The following is a 19257-nucleotide window of genomic DNA, read 5'->3' as shown; positions in this document are numbered from 1 at the left end:
GTCAATCATGTTTAGTCGCAATCATTCTTTTCACTTTGGCCATATCGTGGCGTACCATGATTTTTACCAGTTCCGGGAATGGTGTTTTGCATGGATTCCATCCCAATACGGTTCTGGCTTTGGTCGGGTTACCGAGCAATTGTTCCACTTCGGCAGGGCGGAAGTATTTCGGGTCGACCTCTACCAGTACTTTGCCGGTGGCCGTGTCGATTCCTTTCTCATTGACGCCTTCGCCTTCCCAACGCAGGTTGATGCCTATTTCGGCAAATGCCAGTGTACAGAATTCGCGGACGGTATGCATTTCGCCGGTAGCGATTACGAAATCTTCGGGTACGTCATGTTGCAGGATCAGCCACATACATTCTACATAATCTTTGGCATAGCCCCAGTCACGCTTGGCATCCAGGTTACCCAAATATAATTTATCCTGTTCGCCTTGTGCGATGCGTGCTGCTGCCAGCGTGATCTTACGGGTTACGAAAGTCTCGCCACGGCGTTCACTCTCGTGATTGAATAAGATACCGTTTACGGCAAACATTCCGTAACTTTCACGATAGTTCTTGGTGATCCAGAAACCGTATTGCTTGGCTACTCCATACGGAGAACGCGGATAGAACGGAGTCGTTTCGCTTTGCGGCACTTCCTGTACTTTTCCGTAGAGTTCGGAAGTGGAAGCCTGGTAGATGCGTGTCTGTTTTTCCAGTCCCAGGATGCGGACAGCTTCAAGCATACGCAATGTACCGAGTGCATCCGCCTCGGCGGTATATTCCGGTACGTCGAACGATACTTTTACGTGGCTTTGTGCCGCCAGGTTGTATATTTCGTCGGGTTGTACTTGCTGGATGATGCGGATCAGTGAACTTGAGTCGGTCATATCTCCGTAGTGCAGGTTGACTGTACGTTTCTGTTTCATATCGCGCACCCATTCATCAAAGTACAAGTGTTCGATCCGGCCTGTATTGAAAGAAGATGAACGGCGCAGGATGCCGTGTACTTCGTAACCTTTCTGAAGAAGAAACTCGGCGAGGAATGAACCATCCTGTCCGGTAATACCTGAAATAAGAGCTTTTTTCATGTCTATTGTTTTGAGTTTATAATCTTTTTGACGATGCAATATTCGGTATTTTCATAAGAACGGGCAATCTATCTGCTGAATTATTTTCTTTTTTCAACGGAAAAAACATATCTTTGCTGTAATTTATTAAAATAGAAATGAATATTATGCTTTTTAATATTAAAATATCTATTCTATTTTATATAATGAATTTTATTTTAAATAAATTCATATATGAATGATATATTTGATGAATTGGCATTATCCAACTACTGGAATGGAAAACTTCCGAAAGTGGAATTTGCCCGTAAAAGTTACACAAACCGTATATTCGGGTATGTAGGTAACCGCCTTGTAAAGGTCCTGACCGGACAGAGAGGGGTAGGTAAAGGATGCCTGTTGCGGCAGATCATTTATCAGTTGATTGCCGATGGTGTTTCATCACGGAACATTCTATATATAAGTAAGAAGTTTACAGATTCGGGCGTACTTTCCGGCTATCGTGATCTGGACGACTTGCTTTTTATCTATCGTGAGAAAATCCATCCGGTAGGTAAAGTCTATATTTTTATTGAAGAAATACAAAAAGTGGAGGGCTGGGAACATTTTGTCCATTCCCATTCACAGGATTTTGTAGATACTTGCGAGCTGTTTATCAGTGGTTCCAACCAGGATATGCTTTCGGGTGAAGCCGAGAAGCTTTTGGCCAGACATTACGTCAGTTTTGAGATATTTCCCTTTAGCTTTTCCGAGCACAGGATATTGGAGAGGGTAGAGGCTACCGGCAAAAATTACGCGGACTATATGGGTAAGGGGGCACTACCCATTCTTTTCAATCTTTCGGATGCGGAGGCCGGGTGGAAAGCCATTTCCGCTCTCCGCGATACGATTCTGTTTCGTGATATCATCCGTCGATATCGGATTAAGGATGCCCGCCTGCTCGAAGATGTGTTCGTCTATTTGTGCACCCATCTCGCTGAGTTGATTACCATCGGTCAGCTGGTCAGTCACTTTGCTACCCAGAACCGGAAGACGAGTTATGATACGGTCGCCAATTATATCTGCTATCTGGAAGACACCTCTCTGATTCATCGCGTGGAACGTTATCAGATCCGCAGCAAAGAGATTCTTCTGGGTAGTTGCAAATACTATATTAATGATTGGGCATTCATGCGCCATCTTTATCCTTTTTTTGCCGGTTCTCGAAAATCCTGCTTTGAGAATCAGGTTTATCTGGAACTGCGGCGTGCCGGATATACCGTTTTTGTAGGTGTGCTTCGAGGAGGCAAACTGGTCGATTTTGTTGGCAGGAAGAAAGACCGCATTGTGTATTTGCAATGTGCACCTCTGCTCAATGATGATTTTCAAGTGGAGCAAATGTACAATACGCTGGAGATGATACAAGACAATTATGAAAAGTGGGTCGTTTCTATGGACGATACCACATTGCCCTCCAAAGAAGGGATTCGTCACATACAAGTCTGGCAACTGTCTGAAATACTATAGTCTGACAATCTTTTTTGATAGCTTTGATGTCCGGATGATGCCGTTTACGAAGTTAACATCTTGTCGTTTACGAAGTTAATATCATAACATTATGAAGTTAAAATCGTATCTCTGGGAAGTTAACTTCCTGAAGTCACGATTTTAACTTCGTATTAGTGCTTTTTGAATCGCTTTTCAACCCCTTGAGAATCAGTGCTCGTTTCCGGAGGAAAACAGCTGCATTCTTTAATTGATTGCAAGCAAACAGCATTTTCCGGAATATAAAAACATACTGTTTGTCAGAAAAATTCTTCTTCTTTTAGGTTCCGCTTCTTTTCTTTGCCCGGTTCAACGCTGCGATCATGTATTTTCCTTTTGCTCCGATGTTACTCCAGTTCGTGCTGCAAATCAGTTTCCATACAGGGGTTCCTTTTCTCCCGTAATCCGACAGTCGCAGGATTGCTTCGATCTCTTTTTCGTCTGTTATTCCGAATCGTTCCAGGTTTCCCATTAATCCCACGTAGTTGTGTGTCATCGTATTAAATGCGTATCCGGGCATACTGACCGGCGTAGCATTGACTTCCTCTTCCTTCCCCCTTGGGGGAGCTGAGGGGGGAAATTCTTTGCTTTGCTTTACTTTACTTTGTTCGGTATTGCATGCATTTTTTGCATCAGAGCCTGCATCCTGCTCTACATTTTGCGTGCAGACGGTCTTTTCTTCATTACATGTCTCTTTCGGTTTTATCAGTAGATAAGGCATGGCTGTCCAGTTCCTCTTTCTTCGCTTGGTTGCCTCTATCCATACTTTTTGTATTGCTTCAGAGGTCAGTACTTTATGTTCCGCATAGCTTCCCCTGTCTATCATTCCTTTCTCGATCATTATCTCGATAATCCCCTGCACCTCTTCTGCGTCTGCCTCTTTTCCCGTCTTGTTGGCGAAAATAAGGCATTGTTCCTCACCCCACGGAATATAATATCCTTCTTTATATATTTTGCATAGGAGTTTCAGTACAATCGCGAGTCCTTTCATGCCATATTTTGCTTCTATTACCTCCATTGCGTTCTCTTCCATAAAATTTACAGCTATTGGAAAGTAATTTATTCCATCGTATGTTGTTGCCATAATTGTTAAGTTGTTATGTTGCTGATTAATTGGTCACTGAAAGATTCTCCTATACGATCGCTCTCCATTCCATGAAATTCTCTATTTTGAAGGTCATCCACCTTTGTTGCTCCACATCCCGGTAGACCACTGTGTTTTTTATTTCCATCGGGTCATACTGCTTTCCGAAATCTTTTTCGTATCCCACCAATGTTCCTTTCACCAGTTTGAATGTTCCGTCCTGTTTCATATAAGCTACGGCTGCATGTCCATATTGCATATATTCTATGAGGGCTTCCAGTCGTTCTGCCATCCATTCGGAGCACTGTTCTGTGTAGTCCTTTTCGAGCATGATTTGTCTTTTCCATTTTCCTTTCATCATTTCGTTTTTCGATACTGATTTCCTGTTCTTTTTCATAATTGATTTTTTTAAGTTTATTAATGAGTTATTGTCGGGCTTTTATTTTTACCCGTGGCAAAGTACGGTAATAAGTTTTGAATAGACTAATCCTGTAAAAGTACTTTAGAAAGGGACTTTTACAGGATTTTAACAATCGGTTATTTGCTTTCATTTCGCTTTTTCCGGAATGCTCTGGCATATTTTTTCAGCTCTGATAGAAAAGAACGTTTATTGGGCTCTGTAGCAATGCCTTTGCGCTGATATTCAAAGGTGAGATATTCTTTTATTGTTTCCTGTAGTTCTTCAATGGGTCTGTTTTCCATGTCGTTGATTCCGCCTTTGATAAAGCTTTCGGTAAGTGCCTCCATTAGCTTTCCTTTGCCTTTTGTGATGCGTAGTGGTTCTCTAACCTTTTGATTGAGGCTGAATTGCAAGTCGGCTTTACCCGCAAAGATTACTTTTCCATTTACTTCGATGGTTACTAAGTTATCATTCAATGAGATAACTACTTTTTTTCTTCCATAATGTTAGTTATTAAATGAATTTATGAAAGGATAAAGTTTGTATAAAAAAATATAAATATAAAAGAATATCGGAGTTTTTTTAGCTTAAAGGGAGAATCTTGAAGTGTAAGGGTCTTGTTATTAGTTATTTATCTTAAGATATAGGTGTTGTTTCAAAAAACGTTCGTTTGATTGAACAAAGGTAAGGAGTCTGTTTTAATGTACAAAATATTTAGTGGATAAAATTTTATCAAAGATTTTATATTGCTGATTCTCAAATATATATATAGCAAAAAAAGTTCTTTGTTCAGCTACTTTACAATATTCATTTTTTCATCGAAAAAAACTCAAAAATGCTGTTTCAAAAGACGAACGTTTTTTGAAACACATTCGTTCGTTCTCAACTTCTAAAAATGTTTCGTAAAATTTGACGGTTTGAAAGAGAAAATATGTCTCGTTCAAACCGCGAAGCGCACCCGAAACAAAGGAAAATTCCCTCAAGTATAAATCGTAAATGTCTGAACAACAGAAGTATTGGTTTGCCGCCCGTACCCGAGATAAACAAGAGTTTGCTATTCGTGACTCTCTTGAAAAATTGAAGACTGAACTTGATCTCAATTACTATCTTCCCACTCAATTTGTCATTCGGCAGTTGAAATATCGTCGAAAACGGGTGGAAGTCCCTGTTATTAAGAATCTTATCTTCATCCAAGCTACCAAGCAAGATGCTTGTGATATTTCTAATAAATACAATATCCAGCTTTTTTATATGAAAGACCTGCTTACCAGGGCTATGCTGATAGTTCCTGATAAACAGATGCAGGACTTCATATTTGTCATGGATTTAGATCCGAATGGCGTCAGTTTCGATAATGACCATTTATCTGTCGGTAGCAGGGTTCAAGTAGTTAAAGGTGATTTCTGTGGTGTCGAGGGCGAACTTGCCAGCGAGGCCAACAAAACTTATGTTGTTATTCGTATTGCCGGTGTATTGAGCGCCAGCGTCAAAGTTCCTAAAAGTTATTTACGTGTCATTTAAGTTATGAATACACTCACTTCTCAAATTGAACAATTACAGAGTCTCGCGCACGAGTTACTCTATTTAGGTGTGGATGGTGCTCCTATTTATACCGATCATTTCCGTCAGTTGAACAAAGAAGTTTTAGAACAATCCGATGCGTTGTATCCTCAGCGTGGTGCTACTCCCGAAGAGGAAGCAAACATCTGTCTGGCATTATTGATGGGTTACAATGCAACCATCTATAATCAGGGTGACAAGGAGGAGAAAAAGCAAGTTGTTCTCAATCGTTGTTGGGACGTGCTTGAGCAACTTCCTGCTACTTTATTGAAATGCCAATTGTTGACTTATTGTTATGGTGAGGTGTTTGAAGAGGAGTTGGCGAAAGAGGCGCATAATATCATAGCAAGTTGGAAAGATAAAGAACTTTCTGAAGATAAAAAAGAGGCAATCAATAATTTGAGAAATTTGGAAGAGAATCCATATCCTTATAGTGAAATGGAATAATCAAGAACTTCGTTTCTGCTGACATTTCCTGGACTGTCATGCTGATGCGTACTGCCCTTTTTTCAGGATTTGTTTCTGTCCTGTCGATTTTTGCGATTTACTGTTATTTCAAGCAACAATTGAATTCACTTATATTAATTCCCTCTGAAATTCATGATTAAAACAGCAATGATCATGGCTGCCGGTCTTGGTACCCGCTTCGGGCATTATACCGAGCTTGTGCCCAAAGGTTTTGTGGAGGTTGGTGGAAAACCTATGATTATCCGCTCTATCGAAACCCTTCTTTCCTGCGGTATCGAACGTATCATCCTCGGTACGGGTTATAAAAAAGAGTCTTATGAAGCCCTTCAGGCGGATTTCCCCCAGATAGAGACCTGTTTCAGTCCCCGTTATGCCGATACTAACAGTATGTACACTCTGTACAATACGCGTGACGTGATAGGCGATGACAGTTTCCTGCTGCTTGAATCGGACCTTGTTTTTGAACGCAAGGCCATCCTCTCGCTACTGGATGACGAATTCCCGGATGTGATGCTTGTCTCTTCTCTGACCAAGTTCCAGGATCAGTATTATGTGGAATATGACCGCAATCACATCCTTACTTCCTGTTCGGTAGACAAGAACGCCCTTGAGGCAAAAGGCGAGCTGGTCGGTATCCATAAACTTTCCAATACTTTCTACCGCCGGATGTGCGCCGATTATGCGACCATCCTGGAGTCCCAGCCTAAACTGGGTTACGAGTACGAACTGCTCCGCATGTCCCGTTCCTTTTCCCCTGTCCGTGTGCTCAGGGTGGAGGGTCTTAAATGGTATGAAATCGATGATGAAGCCGACCTTTCGTATGCCGAGGAGCACATCATCCGCTATTGTTAAAAACAAATCTTTTCCATATATGAACAAGAAAATCTATGTCGGTATGACCGCGGATATCATGCATCCGGGGCTGATCCATATTATTCATGAAGCTACTAAATACGGTGATGTCATCGTCGGTCTGCTGACGGACAAGGCCATCGCCGAACACAAACGCCTCCCTTACCTTACCTATGATCAGCGTAAGGAGGTTGTTGAGAATATCAAGGGGGTTTTTGAGGTTGTTCCCCAGGAGGACTGGAGCTATGTTCCGAATCTGGAAAAACTCAAGCCTGACTATATCATCCACGGAGACGACTGGAAAACGGGCCCGTTGCGCGAGGTGCGCGAACAGGTTTTTGAGGTGATGAACGCCCAGGGGGGCAAGGTAATCGAGATCCCTTATACCCGGGGCATCAACTCCTCCTCGCTCGACAAGGATATCAAGGCGATCGGGACTACCCCTGACGTACGTCTTAAGTCCCTCCGCCGCCTGATCCAGGCCAAGCCTGTGGTCCGTATCCTGGAGGCTCACGACGGTCTTTGCGGTCTGATTATTGAGAATCTTGAAGTCCAGAAGGGTGATAAGCGCGAGGTCTTTGACGGCATGTGGTCCAGCAGCCTGACCGACTCCACGAGTAAGGGTAAACCGGATATTGAAGCGGTCGACCTTACCACCCGTTTACAGGACCTGAACAATATCCTTGAATGCACCACCAAGCCTATTATTTTTGATGGAGACACGGGTGGCAAGATCGAGCACTTTGTCTTTACTGTGCGAACTCTGGAACGTCACGGCATTTCTGCGGTAATCATTGAAGATAAAGTCGGTCTGAAGAAGAATTCCCTTTTTGGTACTGACGCTATCCAGACTCAGGATAGTATCGAGGGTTTCTGCGATAAGATCAGAGCAGGGAAGAATGCCCAGGTCACCGGTGACTTTATGATCATTGCGCGTATCGAAAGCCTTATTGCCGGCAAACCCATGAGTGACGCCCTCGAACGTGCTTATGCCTATGTACAGGCGGGTGCGGACGGCATCATGATCCACAGCAAGGATAAGTCGGGTGAGGATATCCGTGAGTTCTGCCGGACTTTCCGCAAAGAATACGCCCATGTTCCCATTGTCGTTGTTCCGACGACTTATGACCATGTGCACGAATCCGAACTTCACGAATGGGGTGCCAACGTAGTCATTTACGCCAACCACCTTCTCCGTGCCGCTTACCCGGCCATGATGAACGTGGCCAGGACCATCCTTGAAAACGAGCGCGCCGAGGAGGTCCGTCCGCTTTGTATGCCTATCAAGGAAATTCTGGAATTGATTCCGGGCACTAAATAAATCAGACGGTTATGGTAAGTGTAGAAAAGATATACGATACGTTCCTTCATCACGGTGTTGACTTCTTTACGGGTGTTCCCGATTCCCTTTTGAAGAATATTTGCGCCTATATCACGGATCATGCTCCGCGTGGTAAGCATATCATCGCCGCCAATGAAGGTTCCGCGGTGGGCATTGCCTGCGGTTATTATATGGCTTCTGGCAACGTTCCTTTGGTTTATATGCAGAACTCCGGTCTGGGAAATACGGTGAATCCCCTCTTGTCCCTTGCGGACGAGAAAGTGTACAGCCTTCCTCTTCTTTTGCTGGTCGGCTGGCGCGGTGAGCCCGGCACGAAAGACGAACCCCAGCATAAGAAGCAGGGCGAGGTTACCCTTGATCTTCTGAAAGCCATGAAAATTCCTTTTGTAATTCTGGATACGGATGAAGACGAGGCCCTGGCGCAGATCCATGACGCGGTTGTCTCGGCTAAGAGCCGGTCGATTCCCCATGCGATTGTCATCCGTAAAGATACGTTTGGAAAATATAAATTGCGTCAGGAAGCCTTGAATGACTATCCTCTGTCCCGTGAGGAGGCGCTAATGCAGGTTGTCGACCACCTCGGGGACAATGACATTGTGGTTTCCACCACGGGCAAGCTCTCCCGTGAGCTTTTCGAGTACCGTGAATCGAAAGGGCAGGGGCACGCAAGGGATTTCCTAACTGTGGGTTCCATGGGTCACAGTTCTTCCATCGCCCTGGGGATTGCCCTTGAGAAGCCTGACCGCCGTGTCTACTGTCTTGACGGTGACGGTGCCTTTATCATGCATATGGGCGCTGTCAGCAATATCGGCGACCTTTCTCCCAAGAATTACAGGCACGTCCTTTTCAACAACGGTGCCCATGAATCTGTCGGCGGTCAACCCACGCTCGGTTTCCGTCTGGATATCGCCTCGATAGCGAAAGGTTGCGGTTATGCGCATGTACTGACTGCCTCCGACAAGGAAGGGCTTTCATGTGCGCTTGAGAAGCTGTCCGGCCTGTCCGGCCCGGTTCTTCTTGAAATTAAGGTCCGGATCGATTCACGTGATGATCTGGGGCGTCCTACGACTACTCCGGTAGAGAATAAAGAGCATTTTATGGACTTTATTACCAATGGATAAATTAATTATTCTTTCTGACATACATGCGAATTTAACTGCACTACTTGCTGTTTTAGATGATGCTTTCTCTAAATATCAGCCAGATGCGATTGTTTCATTGGGAGATATTGTTAATTACGGTATGCGTCCCAATGAAGTTATTAATGCATTAAATCAGATTTCGTGCCCTGTTATTGTAAACTTGATGGGAAATCATGAAAAAGCTTTATTAGATTTGGATTTGAGCCATTTTTCCACAGAGAGAGGTAAACGTTTGTTGGAATATACATCATCTGTGCTTTCAGATTCATCTTATTCCTATATTCGAAATAGAATGAATCAGAAAGGGTTCTTTTCTATGAATTTATCAGGGAAGAATATACTATTTCTACATGGTGATATTGTTGACCCCTATTGGGGTAAGTTACTGCCAGAGAAAATACATGATATTCGTTATAGTACTTATGATTATGTTTTTTCCGGGCATACACACCAGCCTCATTATCTGGAATCTTATTTTAATGTGGACCGTCCTGATCTTCGAAACAAAAAAAAGACAGTTTTTATAAATCCTGGTTCTGTGGGACAGCCTAGGAATCAGAATCCTCGTGCGCAATACGTATATATAGAGGTCGATAACGGCTTAGTACATTTTAATGCTGTGTCTTATGATATTAAGTCAGAGCGGAATTTGTATCCGGACGGCATTGATCCTTTTTATAAAGATAGAATATTAACAGGTATATAGATAATATATTAACATGAATAATTTATATGTGATTAGTGGTGTAACAGGTATGACGGGCAGTGAATTAGCTCGGCAGCTTCTGAAAGCAGGACATTCGGTAATCGGTTTTGATAATTTTTTTGCCAGTTCTTTGGATTCAGTACAAGACATTATGGAATCTTATCATTTTCATTTCTTTGAATATGATTTAAACAATGAAAAACAGATGTCACATGTTAAAGAAGAGATCTTGAGAGTGCGAAATGATTTTGCGCAAGTAATCTATATAAATTGTGCCGCAGTAGTACATACAGAACATTTCTATGAAGTGGAGCATACATTCCAAACAAATGTTTTGTCTATGCGGGATTTTCTTAACCAGGCAATAAGCCTTGATGCTGCTATTTTTATCAATTGTTCTACTTCTGAAGTTTATTCGATGCAATCGTGGAATGAAAATGGAGGTGTGAAAGAAGATGATTATCTTGTACTTGCCTCAGCGGAACATAGTCAGCGTACAAGCTATGCGGTGGGAAAGTTGCTGACGGAATTTTTTTTAAAAGATGCTGTTGATAAAGGTTATATTAGAGGTTGCTCCATTCGTTTTGCTAATGTTTATAGTAATCATGAACGTTTTGCTAAGCATATAATTCCCCATATTATTAATAGTTTATTGGAAGATAAAGAAGTAATCTTATTAGAGAATTCTAAAAAGAATAGGCGCTCTTTTTTACATAATATTGATAGTTGCCGTGCTGTACTTGCGCTGATGCAATCGGATATGGCGTTGGATGGAACTGTTTATAATGTTGCTACTGATGAAGAAATCTCAATATTAGACCTTGTTTCTATGATTGGTTCCAAATTAGACATCTATAATCCGACAATTCATTTTGAAGGATATCGTGCATCTGATCCTGAGCGTAGGATTTTGAATACAGATAAAATTCGTAAAAGAACTGATTGGGTACCGATCGTTTCGCTTTCTGAAGGATTGGATATATGTGTTAAAAGTTTGAAAAAATGAAAGTTCTGATTGTGACAGTTGCGGGAATATCAAGCCGTTTTAATCGTGATACCTCGAGAAACGTGTTAAAGTGTTTGTATTATGAGGATTCCCCTACACATTCTTTATTGTACCAGATTGTGTGTAAAGCACTTGATTTTGAGCGTGTTATCCTTGTTGGAGGGTATTTGTATGATGAATTGGTAATGTATGCCGAAAAATATTTGAGCAATCTTGGACCGCAAATAGAATTAGTATATAATGCTCATTATAAAGATTATGGGTCCGGATATAGCTTGATTAAAGGTGTTGAAAGAGTTCCTGAGGTTGCGAACGAAATTATTTTTGTTGAGGGGGATTTGTATTTTGATAATGAAAGTTTTTCTTTGGTAAAAAAATCATTGTATGATGTGATTACGGTTAATCATGAATTTATTACTTCTGAGAAAGCTGTGGCCTTATATGTTGATGAAATTGACAAAGTTCATTATATTTATGACACTAATCATAGTTTGTTATCTATTCCTTCTCCTATAAAAGCCATTTATAATTCTGGCCAAATTTGGAAATTTACTTCTTTAAGCAAATTGAACTCGGTTATCAGCCCATTGTCTCCCAAACAAATACAAGGTACTAATTTGGAAATAATTCAAGCTTATTTTGATAATATTCCTGTAAGCGATTTGAACTTTATTGCTTTGAACACTTGGTTTAATTGTAATACAGTTGCGGATTATCAGAAAGTAAATTCACTATTGACAAAATGAAAAATATAAATGAAAAATTAGCCTTATTGCAAGGCAAGATTGAAAATAATTCTCCAATAGTCATCACGATTATTGGTTTAGGTAGTGTAGGGTTGTATTTACTTGACTATTTATTAAGTCTGTCTGATCCTCAGTTACGCATTGTTGTAGTTGGTCGTAATTCGGAAAAGATGCTTAAGGATGTTAATATTGTGAAGACCGCTGCTACGATTAGGAAACAGTTACAGAGTAAAATTTTTATAGAATCAGAATGTGACCTTGATAGTATACAGACTATAAGTGAGATTTTGAAAAAACATCAACCGGATTTTATCATTAATAGTAGCCGTGTCTATTCGGGACTCAAGTATGGAAGTATATCTTGGAGTAAATTACGTGCGTACGGTGTATGGACACCCCTCTCTATGCGTTATGCGAAAAATATAATGGAGGCCTATGAACTGGCTGATTGTGATGCTATCACGATCAATACTTCTTATTCGGATGCAGTAATTCCTTGGTTGAAATCTGCGGGAAAAGCCTTTTTTGATTTTGGGAGCGGAAACCTCAATCACTTGATTCCGAGGATGAAATTTTATATTGCAGACAAAATGTGCATTGATAATTTGAATAATATTGATGTAACCTTAGCTGTCAGTCATTTTCATGATGTTGTTATCAGTAAAGAAGGGCATGCTGAGGGAGAAAACGTTTTATTAGACATTAGGTATCAAGGCAAAAAATGTAATTATGATACGAAAGATCTCCTGCGATCATGTATGATACCTATGCCTGTGGATCAGAAACGAAATATGATGAATGCTTCTAGTAATTTTGATATTATATATTCTATTTTAGATGCTATTCGTAATCATAAGAAGATCAAATTTCATTCTCCAGGTGCACAAGGTGAAATAGGAGGGTATCCTTATATTATTGATGGAACTAAACAAAAGGTTACTTCTTATTTTGATACTACTATTTTTTCGATGGAGGAAATGCGTGTAGCTAATAAATACTCTATTTATTTAGATGGCGTTGATCGAGTAGAAAATGGTTGTTTGTTTTATACCAAAGAATTGTTAGATAAGGTTTATAGAACATTTAGTGTGAGATTACCTCATAAAATAGAATATCAAGCAATAGAAACTGTTGGACGAATGATTATAGATCAAATTATTTACCCTAATATAAAATAATTTTAGGAATATTTATATTTTCTGTGTATGAAAGGTATTGTTTTAGCCGGTGGATCTGGTACACGTTTATATCCGATTACCAAAGGAGTCAGTAAGCAGTTACTTCCGATATTTGATAAGCCGATGATCTATTATCCTATCTCTGTACTCATGTTGGCAGGGATTCGTGAAATATTGATTATCTCCACTCCTTATGATTTACCCGGCTTTCAACGTTTGCTGGGTGACGGTTCTGACTTTGGAGTACGTTTCGAATATGCTGAGCAACCTTCTCCAGACGGTTTGGCACAGGCATTTATTATTGGTGAGAAGTTTATAGGCGATGATTCTGTATGCTTAGTTTTAGGAGATAATATTTTTTACGGGCAAGGTTTTACGCATATGTTACGTGAAGCGGTTCATTTTGCTGAGTCAGAAAACAAAGCCACTGTTTTTGGTTATTGGGTTGGTGATCCTGAACGTTATGGTGTAGCGGAGTTTGATAAGGATGGAAATGTGCTTAGTATTGAAGAAAAACCTCAAACTCCTAAGTCTAATTATGCCGTTGTGGGGCTTTATTTCTACCCTAACAAGGTCGTAGAAATAGCTAAAAATATTGAATTTTCTCCTCGTGGAGAGTTAGAAATAACTACAATTAATCAGCGATTTTTGTCAGCTAAGGAGTTAAAAGTTCAAATATTAGGACGAGGATTTGCTTGGTTGGATACAGGTACACATGATTCTTTATCTGAGGCAAGCACTTTTATTGAAGTGATTGAAAAACGACAAGGTTTAAAGATTGCTTGTTTAGAAGGTATTGCGTTGAGACAAGGTTGGATTTCTTGGAGAAAAATGAGATTATTGGCTAAACCAATGTTAAAAAATCAATATGGGCAATATTTACTAAAAGTGATTGAGGAGATTTCTAAGAAATGAAAATGGATGCTGTGAGAATAATACAACTTCCTAAAGTATTGGATAAACGAGGGAATTTGTCTATTATAGAGGAACTTAAAAATATTCCTTTTACGATAGAGCGAACTTATTGGATTTACGATGTTCCCGGTGGTGAGTCACGTGGTGGACATGCATATAGAGAAAATGAAGAGTTTATTGTCGCTTTATCTGGTAGCTTTGATGTAATTTTAGATGATGGTAATGAACGAAAAACGTTTTCTTTAAATCGTTCTTATTATGGACTTTATGTGCCGAAAGGTATATGGCGAGAGATAAATAATTTTTCTACAAATTCGTTAGCATTAATACTGTCTTCAACTGTTTATGAGGAGAGAGATTATATTCGGGACTATAATGATTTTTTAAAAATGAAAAGGAGGAGATAAAATGGGGTTTTATGGAAGAGAGCAGTTTTCTCCTCATTTTATTAAAATTAAAGAGGAGATGGTACGATGAAGAATACTTGCGTTTATGATTGTACAATAATTGAATTGGACAAGCATCATCATGAGAAAGGAAATATTACTGTAGTTGAAAATAGTTTTACGGTTCCTTTTGATATACAGCGTACTTATTATTTATATGATATTCCTGGGGGCGAGAGTCGTGGCGGACACGCTCATAAGGAACTACGCCAGTTGATTGTTGCTGCCAGTGGTAGTTTTACCGTTACTTTAGACGATGGAAAAGTAAGACGTTCCTTTGTGCTGAATCGTCCTTATCAAGGACTTTTAGTTGTTCCTGGTATTTGGAGAACCTTAGATGATTTTTCGTCTGGAGCTGTTTGTTTGGTATTGGCTTCCCATATTTATGATGAACATGATTATATAAGAGATTATCAAGATTTTATAAGGTATAAAAATGATTAGAATACATCCATCTTCCGAAGTTTTATCTCAACAAATAGGGAATGATACCCATATTTGGCAGTATTGTATAGTTTTACCCGGTGCAGAAATTGGTTCGAACTGTAATATTTGCGCCAATGTGCTAATTGAGAATGATGTTAAATTAGGCAATAATGTTACGGTAAAATCCGGTGTTCAGTTGTGGGACGGAGTAACCTTGGAAGATAATGTATTTATTGGGCCTAATGTAACTTTTACAAACGATAAAGTACCTCGCTCTAAAATGTATCCTGATTTATTTTTAAAAACTTTAGTTAAAAAAGGTGCATCAATCGGTGCTAATTCAACAATTATGGCGGGGCATACAATTGGTGAATATGCATTTATTGGTGCTGGTAGTGTCGTAACCAAAGACATTCCGGCCAATACTGTTTGGTATGGTAACCCGGCTGTTCATCATGGATATATTACTAATGAGGGAATCTTGTTAGATTTAGAAAAGAAAGATAAAAACGGATTGGAATATATAATATAAAGTGATGGTAAAATTCTTAGATTTACAAAAAATAACACAGAAATACTCACAGGAAATTCATGAGGCTGTTAACCGGGTTGTTGACAGTGGCTGGTATCTTCAGGGCAAAGAAAATGAAGAATTCGAAATGAATTACTCCAAGTACATAGGAACAAAATATACAGTGGGATGTGCTAATGGCTTAGATGCTTTGATTTGGATTTTTCGGGCTTATATTGAATTGGGAATTATGCAAGTAGGTGATGAAGTGATTGTGCCGGCTAATACCTATATTGCTTCTATTCTGGCCATTTCAGAAAACGGTTTAAAGCCTGTATTGGTAGAACCTTCCATTGAGACTTATCAAATTGATGATAATCGGATAGAAGCTGCAATTACTTCTAAAACACGAGCAATATTGATAGTACATTTATATGGCCAGTGTGCCTATACTGATAAGATTGATAAGATTTGTAAACAGTATAATCTAAAGTTGATTGAGGATAATGCACAAGCGCATGGCTGTTTGTATGATGGAAAAAAAACGGGTTCATTAGGCGATGCAGCCGGTCATAGCTTTTATCCGGGTAAGAATCTAGGTGCATTTGGTGATGCCGGAGCTGTAACTACTAATGATCAAGAATTGGCAAAGGTAATACGTGCCATTGCTAACTATGGTTCAACGGAGAAATATGTATTTAAATATATAGGTCGCAATAGCCGTTTGGATGAAATACAGGCAGCTGTATTGAATGTAAAATTGAAATATTTAGATGAAGACTTAGCTATTCGAAAAGAAGTAGCGAAATATTATATTGGGAATATTACGAATCCTAAAATAATTGTTCCAATAGTAAATGATTGGGATAGCCATGTTTTTCATATTTTTCCAATTCGTTGCAAACAACGCGATGAATTACAAAAATATTTGGTTACAAATGAAGTTCAGACTATAATTCATTATCCTATTCCTCCTCATAAGCAGGGGTGTTATAAAGAATGGAATAACTTAAGTTTTCCGATTACAGAACAAATTCATGCGGAAGAGTTAAGCTTGCCGATGAGTCCGGTTATGACTTCGGAAGAAATACAAAAAGTTGTTGGACTTATCTCTGCTTTTTAAAAATGTTAAGGTACTGTTTTTTATTTATAAATACGTTTTTAAAAAAAAGTAAATATGTCATCCGTAAATTACTTTTCGAACCTTATGTATTACTGAGATTCTTGCTTTTTCAATATCGTTATTATTGGATAAAAAAGAGATTGAAAAATAAGAAACGCATCAATGTAGTTTTTTTTATAATACACGCTTCTGTTTGGAAATTAGATGGATTATATAAAAAAATGTGCAAAAATAAACGGCTAAATCCAATTATTGTTATTTGTCCTTATATATCACAAGGGGAAGCCAATATGTTTGATGAAATGTGCGAGGTTGAAAAAATGTTGACTAATAAGAATTATCATTTTGTTAATGCTTATGATCGGCATAGAAAAGTTTGGCTTGATGTAAAAACAGAACTTTGTCCAGATATTGTTTTTTTTACAAATCCATATTTTGGGATAACGAAAAAAGAATATTATATTACTAATTACACTAATTCTTTAAATTGTTATGTTCCATATTCTTATACTTGTGATTGGTTATATGAGTTTCAATATAACCAGCCTTTGCAGAATTTTGTTTGGCGTTTCTTTTTAGAAAGTAACATAAGTAAAAAAATAGCGAAAAAACATTCTCTTGTACGAGCTAAGAATGTATTAGTTACTGGTTATCCCGGCCTTGATATTTTTTTTGATAAAGATTATCAGCCAATTAATGTTTGGAAAAATACACAGCAAATAAAATTGATATGGGCTCCACATCATACGATTGGAAATCTCGCAGAGGAAGCAATAACTTTTTCTACTTTTTTGCAATATTCAGATTATATGCTTGAAGTTGCAAAGAAATATAAAAATATATTACAGATTGCTTTTAAACCCCATCCTATTTTGAAACCTAAGTTGTATAAACATGCTTTGTGGGGAAAAGAGCGTACAGATGCTTATTATCATTGTTGGGAAACGATGGAGAATACTCAATTGGAAATGTCAGACTATATTGATCTTTTTATGACTTCTGATGCAATGATTTTTGATAGTGTATCATTCATTACTGAATATTTATATACTAAAAAACCGGCTTTGTTTTTATGTCGGGAAGGAATTGAAAAGCAATTAAACGAAATGGGAAAGATTTCATGGAATATACATTATAAGGCTAATTCAAAAGAGGATATTGATTTTTTCATTAATTTATTATTAGAAGGAAAAGATCCTTTACGTGAGGGTAGAGTAGCTTTTTATAAAGAGTATTTAATGCCTATAAACCGTCAGACAGCGACTGATAATATATATTCTGCTATTGAAAAATTATACATATAAATTTAGCTTAATATAGTGGGGGCGTTACGTGATAAGGCACTGATTGGCTTTGTATGGAGTTTTGTTGAAAAAGCCTCAGTGAGAGGGGTATCGTTCATAATAGGGTTATTGTTAGCTCGGTTATTATCCCCTAGTGATTATGGACTTATTGGTATGCTAGCCATATTAATGTCTGTTTCACAGATTTTTATAGAAAGTGGGTTTTCTAAAGCACTTGTTCAGAAACAAGATCGAAACGAAGTTGATTTTTCTACGGTTTTCTATTTTAATATTGGAGTAGCTATCTTATTTTATTTCGTTTTATTTTGTTTTGCACCTATTGTTGCTGATTTTTATGCTGAACCAAGTTTATGTACGATATTAAGAGTTTTAGCTATTAATGTAATTTTGGGCTCTTTTAATATTGTTCAACGCGCTAGATTATTAATCAAAATTGATTTTAAGACATTAGCTCAAGTTAACTTTATTAGTACTTTGATCAGTGGGTTAATAGGAGTTTTTTTGGCGTATTGTAATTATGGAGTATGGGCGTTAGTTTATCAAACTTTACTGTGTACTTGCTTGATTTCTGTATTGTTGTCTGCTTTTACACGTTGGTGTCCTCAATGGGTTTTTTCTTTTCGATCATTAAAAAGTATGTTCTCTTTTGGTGTAAATTTATTGTTCGCTGGAATTTATGCAGTGGTTTTAGATAATATTTATACCATCGCAATTGGAAAACGTTTTCATGCATCGGAATTGGGATATTATACACGTTCAACTCAAATAACAGATGTAGCAGTTGGAACGATTGGAGAGATATTAAACGCAGTGACATATCCTTTGTTTGCTTCAATACAATCTGACAGAAAACGTTTGACCACTGTTTATAGTAAGATGCTTTCAATGACAGCTTTTATTGTATTTCCTGTGATGACGCTGCTAGCTGTCTTAGCATTTCCTTTGGTGAGATTAGTATTGACTGATAAATGGTTATCAGCAGTTCCTTTAATACAGTGGTTGTGTTTTGCTAGGATATTAACTCCTATTAGTGTATTAAATATGAATATTTTAAATGCTATTGGTCGATCGGATTTATATCTTAAAGTTGATTTAATGAAGTTGCCTGTAATTGTGCTTACCATGATATTCACTATTCCATTAGGTGTTAAGGCTGTTGTTGTAGGAAATTTAGTTTCAACTATTATTTGTTATTTTATAAATACTTATTATCCAGGAAAATTATTTGGCTATGGAGGATTTAAACAATTAAAGGGGTGCATTAAGATCATACTGTCGACTGGATGCATGGTAATGGTATTAATTCCAGTACTAAATATTTGTACCTCTTGTTTAGAACAATTGATTGTTGGAGTACTCTTAGGTCCTTTGATATATATAGTTGTTGCATATTTGGGAAAAGTTGAGGATTTATCTGAAATAATAAAAGTTATAAAGCGATAGATGTTTTATTGATTTATTTATAAAAAA

General features: G+C 38.5%; 21 protein-coding genes. 17 read left to right on the top strand and 4 right to left on the bottom strand.

Annotated features, from left to right (window positions below; genetic code table 11):
- Nucleotide 1: 1 nt before the first annotated feature.
- Nucleotides 2-1075 (bottom strand): GDP-mannose 4,6-dehydratase, encoded by a 1074-nt coding sequence (gmd, locus tag QK890_RS03755; protein ID WP_005786803.1) that lies wholly within the window; start codon nt 1073-1075, stop codon nt 2-4.
- Between the two features lie 213 nt (nt 1076-1288).
- Here gmd and QK890_RS03750 point away from each other — a divergent pair, with 213 nt between their 5' ends.
- The gene (locus QK890_RS03750; protein ID WP_032543969.1) at nt 1289-2560 is read left to right on the top strand and encodes an ATP-binding protein; all 1272 of its coding nucleotides are present in this window, start codon (nt 1289-1291) and stop codon (nt 2558-2560) included.
- A 298-nt stretch (nt 2561-2858) separates the two neighbouring features.
- On the opposite strand, the gene QK890_RS03745 is transcribed toward QK890_RS03750, so the two are convergent.
- The 3 genes from QK890_RS03745 to QK890_RS03735 form a co-directional block, all read right to left on the bottom strand.
- On the bottom strand, nt 2859-3662 hold the full coding sequence (locus QK890_RS03745) for a DUF4373 domain-containing protein (RefSeq protein ID WP_032536259.1): 804 nt from the start codon (nt 3660-3662) through the stop codon (nt 2859-2861).
- A gap of 49 nt (nt 3663-3711) precedes the next feature.
- Nucleotides 3712-4059, bottom strand: a complete 348-nt coding sequence (locus QK890_RS03740; protein WP_032536258.1) for an SH3 beta-barrel fold-containing protein — start codon at nt 4057-4059, stop codon at nt 3712-3714.
- Between the two features lie 140 nt (nt 4060-4199).
- Nucleotides 4200-4538, bottom strand: a complete 339-nt coding sequence (locus QK890_RS03735; RefSeq protein WP_032536257.1) for a hypothetical protein — start codon at nt 4536-4538, stop codon at nt 4200-4202.
- Nucleotides 4539-5058: 520 nt separating this feature from the next.
- Between QK890_RS03735 and upbY the strand changes: the two genes are divergently transcribed.
- From upbY to QK890_RS03655, 16 genes are all read left to right on the top strand, one after another.
- On the top strand, nt 5059-5583 hold the full coding sequence (upbY, locus tag QK890_RS03730; RefSeq protein WP_005786813.1) for a capsular polysaccharide transcription antiterminator UpbY: 525 nt from the start codon (nt 5059-5061) through the stop codon (nt 5581-5583).
- A 3-nt stretch (nt 5584-5586) separates the two neighbouring features.
- A complete protein-coding gene (locus QK890_RS03725; RefSeq protein WP_234164707.1) occupies nt 5587-6069 on the top strand; it encodes a UpxZ family transcription anti-terminator antagonist in 483 nt (160 codons plus the stop codon).
- A 153-nt stretch (nt 6070-6222) separates the two neighbouring features.
- A complete protein-coding gene (locus tag QK890_RS03720) occupies nt 6223-6942 on the top strand; it encodes a phosphocholine cytidylyltransferase family protein (protein ID WP_234190779.1) in 720 nt (239 codons plus the stop codon).
- A 19-nt stretch (nt 6943-6961) separates the two neighbouring features.
- Complete coding sequence (gene aepX, locus QK890_RS03715; RefSeq protein ID WP_032541233.1) at nt 6962-8263, top strand: phosphoenolpyruvate mutase; 1302 nt, start codon at nt 6962-6964, stop codon at nt 8261-8263.
- An 11-nt stretch (nt 8264-8274) separates the two neighbouring features.
- Nucleotides 8275-9405, top strand: a complete 1131-nt coding sequence (gene aepY / locus QK890_RS03710) for a phosphonopyruvate decarboxylase (RefSeq protein ID WP_269096757.1) — start codon at nt 8275-8277, stop codon at nt 9403-9405.
- Entirely contained in the window at nt 9398-10132 is a 735-nt protein-coding gene (locus QK890_RS03705; RefSeq protein WP_234165293.1) for a metallophosphoesterase family protein, read from the top strand. Before aepY ends, QK890_RS03705 begins: the two co-directional genes overlap by 8 nt.
- 13 nt (nt 10133-10145) lie before the next feature.
- Nucleotides 10146-11138 (top strand): NAD(P)-dependent oxidoreductase, encoded by a 993-nt coding sequence (locus QK890_RS03700; RefSeq protein WP_234190780.1) that lies wholly within the window; start codon nt 10146-10148, stop codon nt 11136-11138.
- On the top strand, nt 11135-11884 hold the full coding sequence (locus QK890_RS03695; RefSeq protein WP_234165295.1) for a DUF6564 domain-containing protein: 750 nt from the start codon (nt 11135-11137) through the stop codon (nt 11882-11884). Before QK890_RS03700 ends, QK890_RS03695 begins: the two co-directional genes overlap by 4 nt.
- Entirely contained in the window at nt 11881-13062 is a 1182-nt protein-coding gene (locus QK890_RS03690) for a saccharopine dehydrogenase NADP-binding domain-containing protein (protein ID WP_234165297.1), read from the top strand. Before QK890_RS03695 ends, QK890_RS03690 begins: the two co-directional genes overlap by 4 nt.
- Nucleotides 13063-13089: 27 nt before the next feature.
- Nucleotides 13090-13977 (top strand): glucose-1-phosphate thymidylyltransferase RfbA, encoded by an 888-nt coding sequence (gene rfbA / locus QK890_RS03685; protein ID WP_234059091.1) that lies wholly within the window; start codon nt 13090-13092, stop codon nt 13975-13977.
- Nucleotides 13974-14384 carry an FdtA/QdtA family cupin domain-containing protein gene (locus QK890_RS03680; protein WP_234059090.1) on the top strand — a complete coding sequence of 137 codons (411 nt, stop codon included), beginning with the start codon at nt 13974-13976 and terminating at the stop codon, nt 14382-14384. The genes rfbA and QK890_RS03680 overlap by 4 nt, the downstream gene beginning before the upstream one ends.
- Before the next feature lie 66 nt (nt 14385-14450).
- Nucleotides 14451-14867 carry an FdtA/QdtA family cupin domain-containing protein gene (locus QK890_RS03675; RefSeq protein WP_146352946.1) on the top strand — a complete coding sequence of 139 codons (417 nt, stop codon included), beginning with the start codon at nt 14451-14453 and terminating at the stop codon, nt 14865-14867.
- Nucleotides 14860-15381 carry an acyltransferase gene (locus tag QK890_RS03670; RefSeq protein WP_146352948.1) on the top strand — a complete coding sequence of 174 codons (522 nt, stop codon included), beginning with the start codon at nt 14860-14862 and terminating at the stop codon, nt 15379-15381. The genes QK890_RS03675 and QK890_RS03670 overlap by 8 nt, the downstream gene beginning before the upstream one ends.
- Nucleotides 15382-15385: 4 nt before the next feature.
- Nucleotides 15386-16483: a DegT/DnrJ/EryC1/StrS family aminotransferase gene (locus QK890_RS03665; RefSeq protein WP_234059089.1), complete on the top strand. Its 1098-nt coding sequence runs from the start codon at nt 15386-15388 to the stop codon at nt 16481-16483.
- Between the two features lie 140 nt (nt 16484-16623).
- Nucleotides 16624-17787: a CDP-glycerol glycerophosphotransferase family protein gene (locus QK890_RS03660; RefSeq protein WP_234165300.1), complete on the top strand. Its 1164-nt coding sequence runs from the start codon at nt 16624-16626 to the stop codon at nt 17785-17787.
- Between the two features lie 15 nt (nt 17788-17802).
- On the top strand, nt 17803-19230 hold the full coding sequence (locus QK890_RS03655; RefSeq protein ID WP_234165302.1) for a lipopolysaccharide biosynthesis protein: 1428 nt from the start codon (nt 17803-17805) through the stop codon (nt 19228-19230).
- Nucleotides 19231-19257: the final 27 nt, after the last annotated feature.

It is taken from the genome of Bacteroides sp. NGMCC 1.200775 (genome assembly GCF_040798045.1).
In the GTDB taxonomy this organism is placed as follows: domain Bacteria; phylum Bacteroidota; class Bacteroidia; order Bacteroidales; family Bacteroidaceae; genus Bacteroides; species Bacteroides hominis.
This window is presented reverse-complemented; position numbering and strand designations above follow the sequence as displayed.

What these genes read in the sequence shown, in the direction of transcription:
- aepX (WP_032541233.1), top strand. Translation starts at nt 6,962, where the DNA reads ATGAACAAGAAAATCTATGTCGGTATGACCGCGGATATCATGCATCCG.
- QK890_RS03675 (WP_146352946.1), top strand. Translation starts at nt 14,451, where the DNA reads ATGAAGAATACTTGCGTTTATGATTGTACAATAATTGAATTGGACAAG.
- upbY (WP_005786813.1), top strand. Translation starts at nt 5,059, where the DNA reads ATGTCTGAACAACAGAAGTATTGGTTTGCCGCCCGTACCCGAGATAAA.
- QK890_RS03705 (WP_234165293.1), top strand. Translation starts at nt 9,398, where the DNA reads ATGGATAAATTAATTATTCTTTCTGACATACATGCGAATTTAACTGCA.
- QK890_RS03680 (WP_234059090.1), top strand. Translation starts at nt 13,974, where the DNA reads ATGAAAATGGATGCTGTGAGAATAATACAACTTCCTAAAGTATTGGAT.
- QK890_RS03725 (WP_234164707.1), top strand. Translation starts at nt 5,587, where the DNA reads ATGAATACACTCACTTCTCAAATTGAACAATTACAGAGTCTCGCGCAC.
- QK890_RS03665 (WP_234059089.1), top strand. Translation starts at nt 15,386, where the DNA reads ATGGTAAAATTCTTAGATTTACAAAAAATAACACAGAAATACTCACAG.
- QK890_RS03700 (WP_234190780.1), top strand. Translation starts at nt 10,146, where the DNA reads ATGAATAATTTATATGTGATTAGTGGTGTAACAGGTATGACGGGCAGT.
- QK890_RS03695 (WP_234165295.1), top strand. Translation starts at nt 11,135, where the DNA reads ATGAAAGTTCTGATTGTGACAGTTGCGGGAATATCAAGCCGTTTTAAT.
- QK890_RS03690 (WP_234165297.1), top strand. Translation starts at nt 11,881, where the DNA reads ATGAAAAATATAAATGAAAAATTAGCCTTATTGCAAGGCAAGATTGAA.
- QK890_RS03750 (WP_032543969.1), top strand. Translation starts at nt 1,289, where the DNA reads ATGAATGATATATTTGATGAATTGGCATTATCCAACTACTGGAATGGA.
- QK890_RS03720 (WP_234190779.1), top strand. Translation starts at nt 6,223, where the DNA reads ATGATTAAAACAGCAATGATCATGGCTGCCGGTCTTGGTACCCGCTTC.
- rfbA (WP_234059091.1), top strand. Translation starts at nt 13,090, where the DNA reads ATGAAAGGTATTGTTTTAGCCGGTGGATCTGGTACACGTTTATATCCG.
- gmd (WP_005786803.1), bottom strand. Translation starts at nt 1,075, where the DNA reads ATGAAAAAAGCTCTTATTTCAGGTATTACCGGACAGGATGGTTCATTC.
- QK890_RS03740 (WP_032536258.1), bottom strand. Translation starts at nt 4,059, where the DNA reads ATGAAAAAGAACAGGAAATCAGTATCGAAAAACGAAATGATGAAAGGA.
- aepY (WP_269096757.1), top strand. Translation starts at nt 8,275, where the DNA reads ATGGTAAGTGTAGAAAAGATATACGATACGTTCCTTCATCACGGTGTT.
- QK890_RS03670 (WP_146352948.1), top strand. Translation starts at nt 14,860, where the DNA reads ATGATTAGAATACATCCATCTTCCGAAGTTTTATCTCAACAAATAGGG.
- QK890_RS03745 (WP_032536259.1), bottom strand. Translation starts at nt 3,662, where the DNA reads ATGGCAACAACATACGATGGAATAAATTACTTTCCAATAGCTGTAAAT.